Source organism: Paenibacillus sp. HB172176, assembly GCF_011947265.1.
Classification (GTDB): Bacteria; Bacillota; Bacilli; order Paenibacillales; family Paenibacillaceae; genus Pristimantibacillus.
In genome coordinates, this window is sequence record NZ_JAATHD010000007.1 from 191,436 (window position 1) to 209,160 (window position 17,725).

The 17,725-nt window shown below is 51.8% G+C and carries 17 protein-coding genes; 10 read left to right on the forward strand and 7 right to left on the reverse strand.

Annotation, left to right across the window (positions count from 1 at the left end):
- Positions 1-63 precede the first annotated feature (63 nt).
- On the forward strand, positions 64-408 hold the full coding sequence (locus HFP08_RS12250; RefSeq protein ID WP_206109236.1) for a helix-turn-helix transcriptional regulator: 345 nt from the start codon (positions 64-66) through the stop codon (positions 406-408).
- Here the strand turns inward: HFP08_RS12250 and HFP08_RS12255 are convergent.
- A complete protein-coding gene (locus HFP08_RS12255; RefSeq protein WP_168120881.1) occupies positions 402-1,949 on the reverse strand; it encodes a right-handed parallel beta-helix repeat-containing protein in 1,548 nt (515 codons plus the stop codon). The two genes, HFP08_RS12250 and HFP08_RS12255, sit on opposite strands and share 7 nt — an antisense overlap.
- A gap of 295 nt (positions 1,950-2,244) precedes the next feature.
- Between HFP08_RS12255 and HFP08_RS12260 the strand changes: the two genes are divergently transcribed.
- From HFP08_RS12260 to HFP08_RS12270, 3 genes are all read left to right on the forward strand, one after another.
- Positions 2,245-3,213 carry a right-handed parallel beta-helix repeat-containing protein gene (locus tag HFP08_RS12260; protein WP_168120882.1) on the forward strand — a complete coding sequence of 323 codons (969 nt, stop codon included), beginning with the start codon at positions 2,245-2,247 and terminating at the stop codon, positions 3,211-3,213.
- A 114-nt stretch (positions 3,214-3,327) separates the two neighbouring features.
- A complete protein-coding gene (locus HFP08_RS12265) occupies positions 3,328-4,089 on the forward strand; it encodes a helix-turn-helix domain-containing protein (protein ID WP_168120883.1) in 762 nt (253 codons plus the stop codon).
- 120 nt (positions 4,090-4,209) lie between these two features.
- Positions 4,210-4,608 carry a DUF1398 family protein gene (locus HFP08_RS12270; RefSeq protein ID WP_168120884.1) on the forward strand — a complete coding sequence of 133 codons (399 nt, stop codon included), beginning with the start codon at positions 4,210-4,212 and terminating at the stop codon, positions 4,606-4,608.
- A gap of 56 nt (positions 4,609-4,664) precedes the next feature.
- Here HFP08_RS12270 and HFP08_RS12275 read toward each other — a convergent pair whose 3' ends face one another.
- Positions 4,665-5,270 carry a DUF2087 domain-containing protein gene (locus tag HFP08_RS12275; RefSeq protein ID WP_168120885.1) on the reverse strand — a complete coding sequence of 202 codons (606 nt, stop codon included), beginning with the start codon at positions 5,268-5,270 and terminating at the stop codon, positions 4,665-4,667.
- Between the two features lie 566 nt (positions 5,271-5,836).
- Here HFP08_RS12275 and HFP08_RS12280 point away from each other — a divergent pair.
- The 3 genes from HFP08_RS12280 to HFP08_RS12290 all read left to right on the forward strand — a co-directional run bounded on the left by HFP08_RS12280 (position 5,837) and on the right by HFP08_RS12290 (position 7,435).
- Positions 5,837-6,289, forward strand: a complete 453-nt coding sequence (locus HFP08_RS12280; protein WP_168120886.1) for a helix-turn-helix domain-containing protein — start codon at positions 5,837-5,839, stop codon at positions 6,287-6,289.
- Positions 6,290-6,458: 169 nt separating this feature from the next.
- On the forward strand, positions 6,459-6,770 hold the full coding sequence (locus tag HFP08_RS12285) for a PadR family transcriptional regulator (RefSeq protein ID WP_168120887.1): 312 nt from the start codon (positions 6,459-6,461) through the stop codon (positions 6,768-6,770).
- Positions 6,771-6,811: 41 nt separating this feature from the next.
- Entirely contained in the window at positions 6,812-7,435 is a 624-nt protein-coding gene (locus tag HFP08_RS12290) for a DUF2812 domain-containing protein (protein ID WP_168120888.1), read from the forward strand.
- Positions 7,436-7,717: 282 nt separating this feature from the next.
- Here HFP08_RS12290 and HFP08_RS12295 read toward each other — a convergent pair whose 3' ends face one another.
- The 4 genes from HFP08_RS12295 to HFP08_RS12310 are packed head-to-tail and all read right to left on the reverse strand — an operon-like array spanning position 7,718 to position 11,758.
- On the reverse strand, positions 7,718-8,572 hold the full coding sequence (locus HFP08_RS12295) for an ABC transporter ATP-binding protein (RefSeq protein WP_168120889.1): 855 nt from the start codon (positions 8,570-8,572) through the stop codon (positions 7,718-7,720).
- Positions 8,573-9,604 (reverse strand): FecCD family ABC transporter permease, encoded by a 1,032-nt coding sequence (locus HFP08_RS12300; protein ID WP_168120890.1) that lies wholly within the window; start codon positions 9,602-9,604, stop codon positions 8,573-8,575.
- On the reverse strand, positions 9,601-10,641 hold the full coding sequence (locus HFP08_RS12305; RefSeq protein WP_168120891.1) for a FecCD family ABC transporter permease: 1,041 nt from the start codon (positions 10,639-10,641) through the stop codon (positions 9,601-9,603). Before HFP08_RS12305 ends, HFP08_RS12300 begins: the two co-directional genes overlap by 4 nt.
- The gene (locus tag HFP08_RS12310) at positions 10,634-11,758 is read right to left on the reverse strand and encodes an iron-siderophore ABC transporter substrate-binding protein (protein WP_168120892.1); all 1,125 of its coding nucleotides are present in this window, start codon (positions 11,756-11,758) and stop codon (positions 10,634-10,636) included. The genes HFP08_RS12305 and HFP08_RS12310 overlap by 8 nt, the downstream gene beginning before the upstream one ends.
- A 213-nt stretch (positions 11,759-11,971) precedes the next feature.
- Between HFP08_RS12310 and HFP08_RS12315 the strand changes: the two genes are divergently transcribed.
- Positions 11,972-12,742, forward strand: a complete 771-nt coding sequence (locus HFP08_RS12315; protein ID WP_168120893.1) for a TerC family protein — start codon at positions 11,972-11,974, stop codon at positions 12,740-12,742.
- A gap of 89 nt (positions 12,743-12,831) precedes the next feature.
- Here HFP08_RS12315 and HFP08_RS12320 read toward each other — a convergent pair whose 3' ends face one another.
- Positions 12,832-13,680 carry a DUF817 domain-containing protein gene (locus HFP08_RS12320; protein ID WP_240941321.1) on the reverse strand — a complete coding sequence of 283 codons (849 nt, stop codon included), beginning with the start codon at positions 13,678-13,680 and terminating at the stop codon, positions 12,832-12,834.
- Positions 13,681-14,020: 340 nt separating this feature from the next.
- Here HFP08_RS12320 and HFP08_RS12325 point away from each other — a divergent pair, with 340 nt between their 5' ends.
- Both HFP08_RS12325 and HFP08_RS12330 read left to right on the forward strand, forming a co-directional pair.
- Entirely contained in the window at positions 14,021-16,321 is a 2,301-nt protein-coding gene (locus HFP08_RS12325) for a glycoside hydrolase family 97 N-terminal domain-containing protein (RefSeq protein WP_168120895.1), read from the forward strand.
- A gap of 259 nt (positions 16,322-16,580) precedes the next feature.
- Positions 16,581-17,642 (forward strand): GntR family transcriptional regulator, encoded by a 1,062-nt coding sequence (locus HFP08_RS12330; protein WP_168120896.1) that lies wholly within the window; start codon positions 16,581-16,583, stop codon positions 17,640-17,642.
- The last annotated feature ends 83 nt before the right edge of the window (positions 17,643-17,725 follow it).

The following is a 17,725-nucleotide window of genomic DNA, read 5'->3' on the forward strand; positions in this document are numbered from 1 at the left end:
AGAAAAGCGAAGAGCCGCATCTTGTCAACCAAGATGCGGCTCATTCTCTGCGGAGGAGGGAGCATGATGGACAGAGACCAACATTATTTCCGCCGAATTATGCATGTATTGGAGGTGAATTATACTGCTGATCTGTCGCTGGAGCAGCTCTGCCTGGAGATGTCGCTAAGCGCGACCTCGATTAACCGGATTCTCAAGAGCCGGACCGGCTTGACCTTCACCTTGGCTCTTAGAGAGATCCGAATTCGCAAGGCTTGCGCCTATCTGCGACAGACCCCGTTAACGGTACAGGAGATTGCGGAGATGACGGGCTTTCGCAACGCGAGATATTTTATCCATATTTTCAAGGAAAGGATGGAGGTTACTCCAGGTCAATATAGACGCTGGCTGGTTATGAAAGCTCATTGATACACATTGCCGGAAATGACATTCATCAGCGTCTCTCCATCGAGATAGTTCGTGGAGCTTCTCAGGTCCGTAATCGTGTTGTCCGTCACTTGCACGTTGGCGATCGACCAGGTGCCGGTGGCTTCGAAGCAGGTGATGACCCCGTAGCTGTTGCCGTCCGAGATCGTCAGATCATTGCCTGTAAGATAGAAGTTGTCAAAATAATTCTCGGCAGGCTTGCCCGTCGTATAGTTGATCGAGATGCCGGAAGCCTTGGAGTTCGACGTCGTATAGTTGTCCTGCCAGATCGTATTGTCCTCGATGGTCAAGGCGTTGCTCGAGCCCTTGGCGTAATCCGGCCAATACGCGATGGAGGCATGCTTGTTGTTGTACAACGTGTTGCCTTGCACAACGCCCGTGCTGCGCATCGAAATTGCGGAGCCGTCCAGACTGTCGTGAATGCGGTTGTTCTCGATGAGGACATCGGGCGCTTTGGAGTAGATGCCGTGATAAGGCGCGCTGGCGGAGTACGGTCTGCTCCCGGTGTTATAGATATCATTGTCGTCGATGACGATATTGTCATTCTCGGCTTCGATCGTAATACCGTTCCCGTCTACATTGTAGATATCCGAATGCTCGATCGTAATATCGCTTCCGGCATAGATGTGAAGCGCGTGGGCATGCTCCGTTGTGCCCATCCACACCTGCTCCCGGATGATCGACTCATTCATAATAATTTCGTCGGATCGATACAGATAGACGGCCATGCCGTAAGAGCCGCTGTCGGTCACATCCTCCACAATCGTATCTTCGATGCGGACATTGGAGGAGCGGGCAATATACATGCCCATATCATTGATCACATCGTGAATCGTCGTGCCGATGATGAGAATGTTCTCCCGGTCCGCCACTTCGAGACGAGAGGACTTGTCCACATTCTGATAGACCCAATCCCACGTGCCGGCAGGCCAGGACGACGTATCCACGGAGGCTATGCTCCATTGCTGGGTCGTGTAGCTGCTGTATGCGGCTGATTTGACCGTGCTGCCATTGCCCGCGTTATCCCCGGTCAGCGCCTTGCCATTGCATTCAAGCTTAAATTTCCCGCTGCCGAGATCCGTGATCGTCCATTGCTGCGTGGTCCAGCCGCTGTAGGCGGCAGTTTTCACGGGCTGCCAATCCGTGGAGCTGTTCAAGGTGAGCGCTCCGCCTGCGGATTCAATCTTGTATTTGCCGCTCCCGAGACTGGTGATTTCCCATACGCTGCCGCCCTGCGTGTCATCGTAACTGTAATTGTTCACGTTGCTCCAGTCTGCCGTTGACGTTAATTCGGCATAGTAGGGAGTGCTGCCAAAGCTGAGGCGAGCCTTGCCCGTCGGCGGAGCAGCAGCCAACACTTGAATTGGAAGCGCTATCAAAATGGTCAATACGAAAACGAGTAAGCATGAAACAAAGGTTGTTCCTTTTCGCGGCGTCATTGTCCTTCTCGTACTGATTCTTCTCGTACTGCTCCTTGTCGTGCCGCTCCTCCTATTGCCGTTATTCGTTATACCGCTGTTCATTCGCCTTTCTCTCCTGAATCCCAATTGCGTTACCATCCTTGCGAGCATCATCATTTCCCCTTTCGCCAGTTGAAAGTATGAATCGTGAATCACCTTCTACGATAAACGGTCAGCGAGGCAACGTAAATTCCAATATTTCAAAGGCTGCAACGAGGGAGGTTGGACCGCCCGCCATCAACGTCATGTATTGAAGATTTCTTGGCAAATCCGCTCGTGTTCCTTGCCAATCCTGCATGACATGCATGTACTGCATTAGAGAAGAGGAATGAGCTTGCGCAGATTGGAGTGATCGAAATTGGCGATTATTGATGTGTATCCGGGCGGCAAGACAGCAATACAGGATGCGGTATCCGCTGCTAATGAAGGCGATGTGCTTCTGGTGCATAGAGGTGTATACTGTGAAAATGTGCAAATTTCAGGCGCGAAAAACAATATCCGCATCCTTGCGAAGGAGCGGCATCGGGCAGTTCTGAGCGGAAACTCCTCTCTATCTGAAGCCTTCGCGTTAAAAGGGGTTGCCGGTGTGGTTATCGAAGGGTTCCGCATCTCGAGCTACAGATCGAGCGGCATTCGCGTATGCCGCGGCAAGTCCAATCGCATTCTTCATAACGAAATAGAAGCGATTGACGGAGAGAAGCAGCCCATGGGCATCGTGATCAAGCATTCGGTGGGCAATTTGATCATGAGGAATACGATCGAGCAGATTGGAAGCGCGAGTTCGGATGTTCTCAGCGGCAGGGGAATCGGGCTCAGAGGCGGCATGGGCAACTGGATTGTTCAAAATAAACTGCAGCATAACGCCTCGCACGGCATTGAGATTCTGGTCAGCCATCATAACGCCATCGCGGGTAACCGCATCTCGAGAAATAAGGGGAATGGCATCGTCATCAGAAGATCGGATAATAATCTAATTCTTGAAAATCAACTCCATAACAATGGTCGTAACGGCTTCCATGCGCAGAGCACGAACAACTACATTTTGAACGGCAGCGCGCAAGGGAACCATGGCAACGGACTATTGCTTGATTCCAACTATAATCTGGCAGGGTTCAATCATATTCAGGCTAACGAGCAAAGCGGAATGATCGTAATATCCGATTTTAACGATATGCTAGAGAATGCAGTGGCTCGCAACAACAAGAACGGCATATGGATTCAGGCTCCGCATACGGCCAATCTCGTATTTGAGAATCGGCTGCAGCATAACCGCCCGCAGAATTTGAAGGATGACGGCGTCAATAATAATAGTATTCAGAACGAATGATTGTTTGGAGGAATGCTGGTATTATTTCAATATGAGAGATAATGAGGCTGTTCGCGAAGGACTGGCAGCAAACCGATCAAGCTGAACAGCACGCACAACGGAAGAGGCGGAAATATGATTACATGGCGGCCCGAGCGGTTAGCTCCTTATGTAGAGAAGATGGTCTGGATAGGGAATGGTTCCGCTGAACCCTTCATCGTATATCCGGATATTCATCATGTCATGGGCATTCAGAATATTGGCCATATGACGATTGTGAATGACGGGCAGCAGCAGCTTCTCGATTCTGCCGGACTAACCGGGATTCATCATAATCAGAAGCTGTTCCAGGCTAGCGCCTCGTTGTCCTCCGTTCTTATCTATTTCAAGCCGGCTGCCTTATATAGATGGAGCTTGTGCAGCCCAAGGGAAATAGCGGCTCGGAGCGTCTCGCTGATTGATCTGGGTAAGCCCGTTTCGGCATGGAATCGCGTGCTGGATCCTCGACTGGCAGCCAATCCTCGGGAATGGCTGGTCGTGATTGAAGAGCTGCTCTGGCGTATGTTTGCGGATACGGAGACAGACCGCTGGGCTGTATGGGCGATAGACCAAATCCAATCCACGAGAGGGATTATACGGATCGGTCAATTAGCAGAAGAAGCGGTGCTGAGCAGAAGGCAGTTCGAACGACGGTTCATTGAGAGGATCGGGGTGTCCGCCAAGTCGTTGGCGCAGATAGTGAAGTTCCAGCATGCCCTGCAGACTCTGAAAGCCGATAATCGGCCCTCAGCACTCACTCACCTGGCGCATGAAGCGAATTATTACGATCAAGCCCATTTCATTAGAGAATTTCGCAAGAAAAGCGGAGTAACGCCGGGCCAACTGCGGGATTTTTGAAATTTGCAGGATGCGCAAGGTGATATACAGCTTCATGAATGTTTGGAGCGGCATGTCGCATTTGTACAATGAAAGCCATCTCTTCCGGGTTATCCTAACTGTGAAAGGAGAGATGATGAGATGAATGTAGAAGAAGTGAAACGAATCAGCATAGAATCGAAGCGGGATAAATGGCCTTATCCCAAAACATTTCATGCCTTGCTCGAAGCGGGCGTGACGAGCTACCGGACAAGCGTATCCAATAATCATACGGTGTATGAGGGGGAGAATAGTCAGTATGAGGACAGGGATGGCGCATTGGCTTCCACGCTTGAAGTAGCGGAGCTGTTCCAAGCGGATGCCGTTAGGAAGGGGCTTGAGCATCATCAGAAGCACCGCACCTCTTATTTCGATTTCCTTAAGGACATGGCGGAAGCCGGCGTTCAGTTCTACGAAGTGAATATGAGCGCTCGGGCCATTTGTTATACCAGCGGAAGGGCTGAAGAATCTTATAGTGAGACCATCCCGCTGCTCAATTAACTGGAATGAATTGCTCGGGGAGACGTGCTGCGCGACTATTCGCGCAGCCTCGGTCATTAGGACAGCGTCTCCCACTTCGTCCATAGCTCAGTCGGGTTCAGCTCGTAGATTCCATTGTCTCTATACATATATTGATGCATAATAAATTCCCTTCGCAGCGTGGAGGAATCCTCGTGAAATTGCCCAATGAACGCGTTGATCTCCTTCTCGGTATACGTTCGGCCCCGTTCCACTTGCGACACCATATGCTCGAGCGCGATCAGCTTCTTCTTCAATTGCGCGGGAATATGCTTCAGCTTCCCGTCTTGCGTGAAGAAGTTCTTCAGCACGGATTCCTTCAGCCGCATGTTCTTGTCCTCCATAATCGATTCACCTCCCGTTCCTTTTGCGTTTCGATAGATCAGTTCCGTAGAAGCCAGGGCGCCATTTTTCACAAAATAATGATTCAGCGAAAAGAAGATCGTGTTCTTGTCGCGACGTTCATTCAGCAAGCTTGCTTCCCGAAGCTTCGCTGCATGATGAGTGATCGTCGCTGCAGATACGCCCAGCTTCTCCGCCAGCTCCTGGCCGCTGAGCTCGCCCTCGGCCAGCAGCATCAATAGCTTGATCCGCGTCGGATCTCCAAGCGCTTTATGGTAAGCGACCGCTTTTTCTAATTGCATGTGGGGGATTCACCGCCTTTGTTAATGTAAATTAGATAATTAACTAATTAGATAATAATATAATTAGATTCGCAAGTCAATGGGCAGGCAGCCGAGGGAGAAGTATTGCTTGATAGGGAGGAAGTGATGGCGGGAATGAGGAGGAAAATCGATGCCGTCACCGAGTAGAATACAATATGCTCCGGCAGAAATTGATGAGATGGACGAATCGGCTTGCAGCTGTAACGGACATTTGATCCGCTTAGCGGGTAAAATCAGTTGTTTGTTCCCTAGATGGAGTCGCTAAGGTGACCAAATGTCCCTTAGAGCAATCAGACAGCCCCAAAAGCCGTGTAAGAGGAACAGATGTCCGTTACAGAGCAGATCGTTGTTTTCAAAAACGCCATCTGGCGTTTTTTCTATGAAACTGACGGTAGGACGGGCCCGCAACCAGGTGTTGCGGAGGGAATCGGCGGTAACATGGACGGTGCCGCGAACATGCGGCGAAGGGGCAACCAACGCGTTCTTTACTTCTACATGCGTTTGAATCAAGATAGGCGTATACCGTACAGAAAGGCGGGGCTGCATTGATTTTTGCCGAGAAGCTGAAGAGTGAGAGGAACAAGAAGGGCTGGTCGCAGGAGGAGCTGGCGGAGAAGCTGTTCGTTAGCCGGCAGTCGGTCTCGAAATGGGAGAATGGCCAGAACTACCCGAGCATCGAAATCATTATTAAATTAAGCGACCTGTTCGAGGTGTCGATTGATGAGCTGCTAAGAAGCGATAAGGAGTTGACGAATAAGGTGATTGAGGAGAGCAAGCATTTGGCTTATCCGAGGCTTAAGGCATTATTCGATATCCTCTTCCTGGCGGGCGTCCTGCTGCTGGTGATCAAGCTCATTGTTCTCTTCCTGAACAAGACGACTTCGCTCGATGTGACGCTGGCCGGAGGTTCGTTCCTGTGGAACTTCGGATCGCTGATTCTCATGGTGGGAGCGGGCATCGGCTCGGGGATTGTGAAGGATCAGTATAAACAAGACTGAACATGGGACAGGTAGCAGGGGTTGGGCGGGCAATCATCCATTTGGAGAGATTGTTCTCTTTTTTGTTGCAATATATCGCGAAACTGTATATAGTTTAACTATACAGTTTGACGATATATTTTAACGATATAGTTGAATAAGAACATCATTATCTGCCTGGAGGATGAATATGAAGAGAGACAAACATTTGCCGTTGACGGAAACGGTGTATTACATTTTGCTCGCCCTGATCAAGCCGGCGCACGGGTATCTCATTATGCAGAAGGTCGAGGAGCTGAGCGGCGGACAGGTGCGAATGGCGGCCGGCACGCTGTACGGCGCGATCGAGAATTTGCTGAAGCTCGGATTCATCCAGCCCGTCGCAAGCGAAGACGGACGACGCAAGGTTTATGCCATTACCGGCATGGGGCTGAATATTTTGCAATCGGATATGGAACGGATGAAGCATATGATAAACGCGGCCAATGATCAATTGGCTTAAGCCTTGGGAATAGCATGGACAAGAGGATGGAGGAATCGGGAATGAACGTATATAAGTTTTTTACGAATCTGGAGAAGGAAGAGAATTGGTTGAATGAAATGGCAGGGCGAGGCTGCCTCCTTGCGGAGAAGAAGCTGTACGGTTATCGCTTTGAAAGGGACGGCTCTTCTTCTCCCGCCAAGATTAGAATGGATTATCGCAGCTTCAAGAAGCGGGAGGACTTCGAGGATTATAAAGCGCTATTCGAGGACAGCGGCTGGGAGCATGTCGCGGGCACGAAGAGCTCGGGCTACCAGTATTTCAGGAGAGCGGATCCACTCGGAAGCGAAGAGATCTTCTCGGATGCCGCTTCCAAGGCTGGCCGATACAAGCGTCTCATGGATATGTGGGTGACGCTGGCGTGCTGCTTCATCCCGATAATGGCCGCGCTTATCTCCACCGAGGCGATCGACCCGGCTGTATTTCAGAATCCGAAATTGTTGTATTACACGCCCGGGCTGTGGGAGCGCAGCGGCGGAGATTTCTGGCGGGCCTTCCTCTTCGAGACGCCGTTCGCTCTGCTTCGCGGCTTAGTGTGGACGGTATTTCCCATTATGATCATCTTGTATCTGTACTTCGCTATGAAGGCGCATAGGCAGCATAAGCTGGCGAAGGAGGAGCGATAAGCCGGCGTTGCAGGAAGAGTCCGGACAAGATAGGGGCCTGTCTATGGTTGCGCATGATCGCAGCGGACCGTAGATGCGTTATTTCAACAAAATGAGCTGTTTTCATGATTTCGCGGACACAGATGACTCTATATGCGATAAGAAAGCATTTTTTTGGGGGTTTTTGAGGAAATAGTGTCTCCTGTGTCCGACAAAACGAACAAATTTCTTATTTTTCAAAAATAGCGTCCTCTGTGTCCGCCTGTTTATTTCTTGGGCCAATGGGAAGGCCATGACAGCGACTTAAATCGTGGACAACAGCAGGTCATCCGCCGTCTTGGGCCGTGACTGTTCGTCCTTATTCACATGGTAACGCCCCTTCGGCACGATTAACGGCGAGCCCGACACGGGATCATCGATTACGGCGCAATCCATGCCGAATACGTCCTTGATGAGCGAGGAGGTGATGACCTCGGACGGCTTGCCCTCCGCTACCAGCCTGCCGGCGCGAAGCGCGAAGATATAATCGGCGTAGCGCGCGGACAGGTTGATGTCGTGAAGCACCATCACAATCGTTGTGCCGTGCTTCCGGTTCAGGTCCGTGAGCAGATCGAGAATTTCGACCTGATACGTAATATCGAGGAACGTGGTCGGTTCGTCGAGGAACAGGATGTCGGTCTGCTGCGCCAGCGCCATGGCGATCCACACGCGCTGACGCTGACCGCCGGATAGCTCGTCGATATGCTGGTTGGCGAGCTCGGTAATCTTCATAATCTCCATCGCCTCGGCAACGGCCTCGTAATCCTTCTTCGACCATCCGCCGATCAAGGATTGATGCGGGAATCTGCCCCGTCCCACCAGGTCCGCGACGGAGATGCCCTCCGGCACAATTGGCGACTGCGGCAGCAGACCAAGCACCCGGGCTAATTGCTTCGGCGGAATTTGGGAGATTTGCTTGCCGTCGAGCGTGATTTGGCCCGAGGTGGGCTTGATCAGTCTGGCGAGCGTGTTCAGAAGCGTTGACTTGCCGCAGGCGTTCGCCCCGATAATGACGCTGATCCGATTGCTCGGAAGCGTCAGGCTTACCCCATGCACAATCGTCTTGTGATCATAGCCCGCTACAGTTTCCTCTGCTTGAAAGACATGTGTATTCGTCACTTAGAAAGCCCCCTTTCGATTCATTCGAATCAGCAAGAAAATCAGATACGGCGCACCGAGTATGCCTGTTATAATGCCAACGGGATATCTGGTTTCGAATGCGAATTGCCCGATGAGATCGGATGCCAGCACCAGGACGACGCCAACCAGGCCCGCAGGAATAACGTTCGAGAAGCCGACTCCGACGAGCCGCTTCGCGATCGGTCCCGACAGGAAGGCAACGAAGGCGATCGGACCTGTCGTCGAAGTGGCGAAAGCGATCATGATGACGGCGCTTAGAATAAGAAGAAGTCGGGTTCTGTCCGTGCCTACGCCGAGCGTTGTCGCCGACTTCTCCCCAAGCTCGAGTATGCTTAGAGACTTGCTAAGCAGGACGGTAACGGGAACGAAGATCAGCACGGCGATCATGAGCGGCGGAAGCTCATCCATCTGCACGCCGTTGAGACTTCCGCTCAGCCATCTGAACGCTGCGGGAATATCCTGCTGCGAGCCAATCAGAAGCAGATAGGAGATGACTGAGTTCAGCATCGCTTGTATGCCGATGCCGACCAGAATCAATCTTCCAATCGAGAATGACTTGCCCTTGGATAACAGATAGATAATGATGACGGTAATCAGACCGCCTGCTAGGGAGGCGGCAGACACATAGGCTCTGCCGGCATGCAAGATAAGGATGCAGAATACGGCAGCCGCGCTGGAACCGGCGGTTATCCCGATGACATTCGGATTGGCGAGCGGGTTGCGCAGCAACGTCTGGAACGTATTGCCCGCAAGGCCGAAGGCGAAGCCGGCGAACAATCCCGCGAGCATTCGCGGCAGACGTATCGTATTCACGGCGAAGGACACGCCTTTCAATTGTTCTCCCATCAGCGTGCGAACGACTTCGTCGACCGGATAGATCGTGTTGCCAAGCAGAAGCATGGCGCAGCAAAGCAGGATCGACAGGAGCGCAAGCAGTGAAGTAACGAGCAGCCATCGGCGGCGCCTCTGTCTTCTTCCTGCCTGTATATAGGCAACAGTATCTTGCTTCATAAGGAACTCCCTTTCGACTTCATGGCCAGCAAGATCAAGATCGGAGCTCCAATAAATGCGGTTACGATGCCGACTTCAACCTCTCCGGGGCTGCCGATAACCCTTCCGATTACATCGGATATCGTCAAGATGGCGGCGCCGGCAATCGCCGACATCGGAATGATGAAGCGAAGGTCGGGACCGAGCACAAGGCGCATGGCATGGGTGGCCAGCAGCCCGATGAATCCGATCGGTCCGGCCAGCGCCGTCGCCGCGCCGCATAAGACGACGCCGGCGAATGCCGCCACAAGGCGCAGCATTCCCTTCCGAACGCCGAGTCCCGTCGCGACATCGTCTCCGAGCGCGAGCGCGTTAAGCGCCGGAGCGGAGGCAATGCCTGCAATCAAGCCAACAATCAGGAACGGGGCGAACGTGGCAAGACCATCCCAGGTGGCAGAGCCGACGCTGCCGACTTGCCAAAATCGGAATTGATCCATCACATAAGAGCGTGGAATCATAATAGCGCTGACGAGCGAAGCGAGAGCGGCGCTGGTAGCCGCTCCCGCCAGAACGAGCTTAATGGGGGTGGCTCCGCCACGCCCCATGGAGCCGATTCCGAATACGAATATGGCGCTTATTGCAGCTCCGGCCAGGGCCAGCCATATATATTGATTCGCCGTGGAGATGTTCAGGAATGCGATGCCGCATACGACGAACAAGGCTGCGCCGGTGTTCACACCAAGGATGCTCGGATCCGCAATTGGATTGCGGGTGACTGCCTGCATCAGCGACCCGGACACGCCAAGCGCGGCGCCGCAGCACAAGCCGAACACGGTTCTGGAAATCCGTTTATGGATGATGCTTGCTTCGAAGCTGTCCGCGTTCTTGTGGAAGATTCCGTCAATAAGCCCTTGGAAGCTTACCATCCTGGAGCCGAAGACGAGCGAAGCGATTACGCTTAGCGCGAGCAGGAGAAGGCATAAGGCCAGAACCGTTTTGAAATGCTTCGGAATAGTGGAATGCAGCCGCTTTTGTTCTGTTTCCGTGAGATTATTCATTTATTTTGTCGACAGCGTCCCCGATTAACTTCAGATATTCGTCAATCGTATAAGCGATCGAAAGCGGATTCGGATTGCCGGAGGCGGCCAGCGGCGTGCCATTGCCGATGAAGACGACGGAGCCTCTCTCGATTGCAGGGATTTTGCCAAGCACCGGATCGGCTTTCACCGCTTCGAGCAGGCTGTCATCGCCATAGCCGACCAGGATATCCGCGTCGTACAGCGCATCCGCATTCTCGGCGCTAAGCTTGAGATTGTAACTGGTGTCATCTGTAATGAGCTTCGTTACCCCGTCTGGATAAGTCATGCCGAGCTCTTCCAGGAACGCGCCGCGCGGATCGGCAGGGGTATAGATATTGATCTTGGACAGATCCTTGGCCGAGAAGTTGGCGAATGCGACCTTCTTGCCTTGAATTTGCGGATAGGCGCTTGCTTTTTCCTTGATCAAATCTTCTGTGTCTTTAATTAACTGCTCGCCCTCGGCCTTCATGCCCATGCCTTCCGCGTTGAAGAGCACCTGCTCGCGCCAAGTGGTCACCCAAGGCTTGGTTTGGTAAGGGACAACCGGAGCGATTTGGCTGAGCGTGTCATAATCTTCTTGCGTAATGCCGGAATAGGCGGCAAGGATAACATCCGGATTCGAATCGGAGATCGCTTCGAAATCAAGACCGTCCGTATCCTGGAAGATGTTAGGGTCCGAGACGCCCAGATCCTTCAGCTTCGCAGCCGTCCAAGGCAGAAGCCCGCTGTCGTCCTGAACGCCGTAGTTCGCCGCCGAGAAGCCTACGGGCACGACGCCCAGCGCTAGCGCGACATCATGATTCGCCCATTGGATGGTCGCCACGCGCTCCGGCTTGCTTTCAATGACGGTTTCGCCGAAAGCATGTTTGATGGTAATCGGATATGAAGTCGCTTCTTCGTTAGAAGCAGGCGTTTCCGTTGCTGTTGTTTTGTCGGTTGCCGGAGCTGTTGCATCGGCTGTCGCTGTCGGTTCTGTACTGGCATTCGTAGTATTATTCGAATTGTTATTCGAGCATCCGACTAATGCGACGAGAGACAGAATGAGAATGATGGAAATGAACCATATTTTGGATGAAGCCGCATGTTTCGTGTGCATGAGTAAGTAACCTGCCTTAATATGAATTTTATCATTGATAATAATTATCAATATCAAATATTATATTTCCTCTTTCCTGGGCAGTCAATCTTATTTTGAAAAAAAGATGAAATCAAATTGCCGCTTTATGCGTATATCTATTGCCGAGTATGTACATGTTACTGTAGACTACGGCTGATTATACTTATTAAGCTTGTAGAGGAGAGAATCAAGTTGGATACGATGTGGTTAGAGTATGCGTGGGCATTGCTTATTCTTATTGGACTTGAAGGCTTGTTATCGGCGGACAACGCGCTGGTGCTGGCGGTCATTGCGAAGCCGCTGCCTGATGAACAGAAGAAGAGGGCGATTAATTACGGCATTCTGATGGCCTTCGGCTTTCGCTTCGCGGCGCTCTTCGCGATCTCGTTCATCGCGGATATGTGGCTGGTACAAGCCGTCGGAGCGGCGTATCTGCTGTACTTGGGGTTAAAGCATATTATTCAGACGAAGCTTTCGAAGGAAAACGGAGGGGAACACGGGGCGAAGGAGGAAGGCTCGGGAGCGGGCTTCTGGCCTACCGTGGGAAAGATCGCGCTGGCGGATCTTGCCTTCGCGATCGACTCCATTCTGGCGGCGGTGGCGCTTGCGCTCGGACTTCCGGATTCCCCGCTTGGCGAGTTCGGCGGCATGGACGGCGGGCAATTCATTGTCGTGCTGCTTGGCGGAATCGCGGGCTTGATTCTGATCAAATTCGCCGCGACCTGGTTCGTGAAGCTGCTGGCGCAGCGGCCGTCGCTCGAGACGACCGCCTACGCTATCGTAGCCTGGGTGGGGGTCAAGCTTGCCGTCATTACGCTTGCCCATGAGGATGTCGGGGTGCTGGATCATCACTTCCCTCACAGCACGGGATGGACTTCCGTGTTCTATATCGTTCTGGTGGCGATCGCTCTGCTCGGCTGGTTCGCTCCCAGCAACAAGCGGTCCAAGGCGGGCAGCGCTTAAGATGTTTTTTAAGGCTGTTGATCAGAACGCGAACAGAACGGAACGCATCGAGTTGTTCTTATTTAAAGGACGGATTATGATGAAGGCATTCAAACGCCCGTTTCAATCCCATCTATAAATTTAGGCTTTTCAGATGGAGCAGCGGCCGTCGGGTTAACCGACGGTCGCTGCTCTTTGACTTGCTTGAGCGAGGCGACGATCAGGAAGCTGACAATGACGAGCAGGAGCCAGGAGCTTATTTTGCTCAAATGCACGAGATGCCAGGTCTGCTCTTGATTCGGATATTGCCAGGCATGGAAGTACGTGGCGATATTCTCCGCAATCCAGATGAAGAAGCCGATCAGAGCGAAAGCCAGCGGCAGCGGCATGGCGTAACGGCGGTGTCCGATGGTATAGGTTACGGACGATCGCCAGAATGCGAGCAGCACGAGAGCAGACAGCCACCAGCGGATGTCGATCCAATAATGATGGGTGAAGAAGTTGAGATAGATGGCCGCGGCGAGCGGAGCAACCAGCCAGAGCGGCGGAAATTGCCTTAGCTCAACCTGGAGCCGTCGCCAGGCTTGGCAAAGATAGCTCGCTACGCTGGCGTACATAAATCCGCTGTAGAGCGGCACCCCGCCAAGCTTCGTCCAGCCTTCCTCGGGATACGACCAGGACCCCATATGCACCTTGAACAGCTCAAGCGAAAGGCCAATCCCATGGAAAACGGTAATGACCTTCAGCTCGTCGCGCGTTTCGAGACCCGAGCGCAGCATCCAAACCTGCATGGCCAGGCAAATGACGAGCAGCCAGTCGTACCGATAAAGCCAGGGCAGAGGCGCCAGCCTTGTCAAAGCAAGCGAGGCGAAGATGACCACGGGAAATAGGCAGGACAGCGCCTGCTGCCAGCCGAAGCGAATGAGCTGACGGGAGAGATCCCGTAGGGGACTAAGCATGAGTATCATTCACACCTTTCTGAACGGCCATCAACAGGAGTGTTTCTCGCTTCACGAATAAGCGTCTCGGTTGGTTAATGGTGAATATCATGTTAGCATAATTATTATTGTTTTACAATAAATTATTAACGATAATTGATATATTTATCATTACATTTGATTTGAAAGTTTGTTTGCCGAGCTGCTATTTGGAAAAGTCGACAGTGAGTTCCGATGGTAAGTTCGTTTGTTTCGGATAGAATTCAGAGGAAATTGTTATGGAATATATTTCTTCCTTCCCCCGATAATAGAGTCAGGTGATCGGTCTTAGATTTGAATGATGAATGGAGGAGGAATAATAATGTCATTTAAGAGAGTAGTAAGTTTTATCATGGTAATGGCTATTATGCTTACGTCGGTTCCTTCAGCTTTTGCGATTGATGCCGGAACGCAGTACTCCACATCGTCCCCTGATGGCACACTCACGGCGACGATGTACCTGGAAGGCGGGGAATTATTCTACACCGTTACCAAAAATGGCGATACGATCGTCGAGAAATCACGGATGGGCCTGGAGACCGAAGCTGTGGATTTCTACTCGGGAATGTCGTTTGTATCAACCAGCACAAGCTCGTGGAACAATACCTATTCGATACCGGGGGGCAAAAAAAGCGTAAACCAGGACAACGCGGTGCAAAGGGAATATGTCGTTTCGAAAGGCGCGGCACAGCTAAAAATATACATGAGGGTATACGATGATGGATTCGGTTTCAGATATTATATTCCCGGGATGGGCGAGACCATCATCGAAGAGGAATATACCGAATACAATTTCCCTGACGGAACAGGCGGATGGGGATTTGATCCGGTAAACACTTACGAGGGGACCTGGGAATATTACAGTTCCACATCGTTAAACTCCAGTACGGTTTCGATGCCTTTTTTGGCCTCGATTGACAACAACTCTTATTGGGCTCTATTTACAGAAGCGAATGTATATAACGCCGATGGGACTTATTGCCCCTCGATTCTCACTGGAAGCTCGGGACAGAATATGAGATTGTCATGCGCAGAAGACCAATCCAACTTTGGAGCAACGATGCAAGCCGCTTTGCCGTTCCAGACCCCTTACAGGGCAGTGGTAGTCACCGACAATCTTAATGATTTGGTCAATTCAACCTTAGTGCAAAACCTGAACCCGGAGTCCAAAATCGCCGACACCAGTTGGATCAAACCGGGTATCGCCGCGTGGTCCTGGTGGAGTGAGGACTATTACGGCGACCCGAATGTTCCCGAAGGCTATCGTGAAGTGCCCTATTCCTACGAGCGGCAAAAGGATTATGTGGATTTTGCGGCTTCCATGGGATGGGAGTATGTGACCGTTGACGCCGGATGGGTGAAATGGACCGACGGCACGATCGCGGATCTGGTCGATTATGCCGAGACGAAGGATGTAGGCATATTCATATGGGCGAGTCCGTATGTCCATACCCCCTATGGCGCGAGCAGAATGAATTTACGCAAATGGGCGAGCTGGGGCATTAAAGGCGTAAAAGTGGACATGACGGCAAATGATTCCCAGGTCGGGATGAGCTTTCTGGAGTCGACAGCCGATTATTGCGCCGAGCTCGAGCTTATGGTCTATTTTCACAATGCCACAAAACCGGGCGGAGAAGAGCGTACTTGGCCTAATATAATAGGCTCGGAAGCGGTGCTTGGCTCCGAGCGCTATAAGCTGTATTGGCCGCCGGCTCCAACCGCTGTTCACAATACTACGCTTCCATTCACAAGAAACGTGCTGGGCTCCATGGACTATACGCCTGTTGCTCTTAGCAACACGAACAAAAACACGACACAGGGCCACCAGCTCGCGATGTCTATCGTCTATGAGACCAAAATTCAAAACTATGCCGACTCCATAGACATCTACGCAAACTGGATAGGCACTGAGCTTCTGCGGGTTGTGCCGGCCTCTTGGGACGAGACGAAGCTCCTTGACGGTTTCCCTGGGAGCCATGCTGTTATGGCAAGGCGAAGCGGTTCGGACTGGTATATTGGGGCGATGACCGTTGACGCGAGAACATTATCGATTCCCCTTTCAAGCTTGAACCTTGATCCCGGCAGCTACACGGCTTATGTCTATAAGGACGGAGCGACGGGAGAATCCATAAGTAAAGATGTAAGCACGGTGACATCCGCTTCAACGCTGACGATCCCGCTTTTGGCAACCGGAGGAGCCGCGGTTTTGATTTCCAAGACCACCGTACCGAGTATGCCTGATGATCCTTATACTTACTATGAAGCGGAAAGCGCTACCCTTGCCGGCTCTGCCAATGTAGTAAGCTGCGTCAACTGCTCGAACGGCAGCAAAGTTGGCAACATGGGCAGTCATTCAGGCAGTGTGGAATTTAATGTGACCGTACCGACAGCGGGTGCTTACAAAGTGAAGGTCAATTATTTGGCAGCCGACGAGAGATGGCCGAACTACAGTCTGAATGGCGGCCCTGATACACAGCTTAAAATAAGGCTGGATTCAGGAAGCTGGAATGTGGTTCGAAGCTATGTGACTACGATGAATTTGAATGCCGGAAGCAACACGATTAAGTTTACCTACCCGAATTGGGGGGCTGAAATCGACAATATCGGCATTCTGATACCGTAAAAGGCAAGTAAAGACCGGTTTATGTAACTGGAAGAACGTGGTGGGCCGAGAGAAGAGCGAATACTTCAAGTGGCCGATTGCCCGGCAGAGGCAAGGAGATTTTCTCCTTGCCTCTTTCTGCATTTTAAGAGACGGGCGGCAATATTTTAATACAGGTTTCGATTGGCTGTTGAATACCATTCCCTAATCTATTACAATCAAACCAACAGAATGCATACAGATTGGTGGGGATTGTTTGGGGGAATATGGATTTCGCTACATGGAAGTGAAGCATAAGCTGATCGAGCAGATTAAGCTGCTCAAGCCTCATGTCCGCCTGCCTTCGCGCAACGCTTTGGCCAAGCAATACAACGCTGCCCGCACGACGATCGAGCGGTCGATTTCCGAGTTGATTGGCGAGGGCTACCTATACGCCAAAGACGGCAGCGGTACGTACGTATCCGAAAAGAGGGCGACGGCGAAGCATACACCGGGAAGTACGTTTCGATCCGTTGGGCTCATTATTCCGGATATCCGGCATGATACATACCCGGGTATCTTGCGCGGAGTCGAAGATACAACGAATCGGCATGACATTAATCTCGTCATCTGCAATACGGACAATCAGACCGAGAAACAGGCTGGTTATCTGAACAAATTAATCGATTTGGGCATTCATGGGCTCATTATTGTTCCGGCCATAATCGGACATACTGATTTAAGTCTGTTCAGCAAGCTGCAGGAAGCCGGCATTCCGATTGTCTTCTGCAATCGCGGAATCGACGGTGTGGAAGCGCCGAAGGTGGTGTCGAACAATTTTTACGGCGCTTACGCGGCGGTAAAGCATTTGATCGGCAACGGCTGCCGAGATATCGCCTATATTTCGCGTCCTGCTTATTCCACCTCATACGAGCGGTATCAGGGCTACACGAGTGCGCTGGCCGAGGCGGGGCTGGATGTGGATGACAGGCTGGTTCTGTTCGAGCCAACGTTCGATACGGCGCGCCAAGGCTACGACAGCGTCAGTGAGCTGCTGAAGAGGGGCGTCACGCCGGACGGTATATTTTGCTTTAACGACGGCATTGCCAAAGGTGCTTGCGAAGCGCTGGGCGAGAAAGGGCTCATCGTTGGCAAAGATGTCCTCGTCGTTGGTTACGACAATACGGGGATTTGCGAAAGCATGCCGGTGAAGCTGACTTCGGTCCAGTTCCAGACCTACGACATCGGCGCAAGCGCCGCAGGGTTGCTGCTCGACATGATGAACGGAGAAACGGTGCGCAGCAGCAGCTTCGTCGTGCTGCAGCCCGAGCTTGTCATTCGGCAAAGCTCGAATCGGTCTTAAGTACAGATCTGACTTGAAAGTATTGAATGATTATAAATTTCATGCTATAGTCAACAATGGTTGTAATACAGATTTTCAAGTAT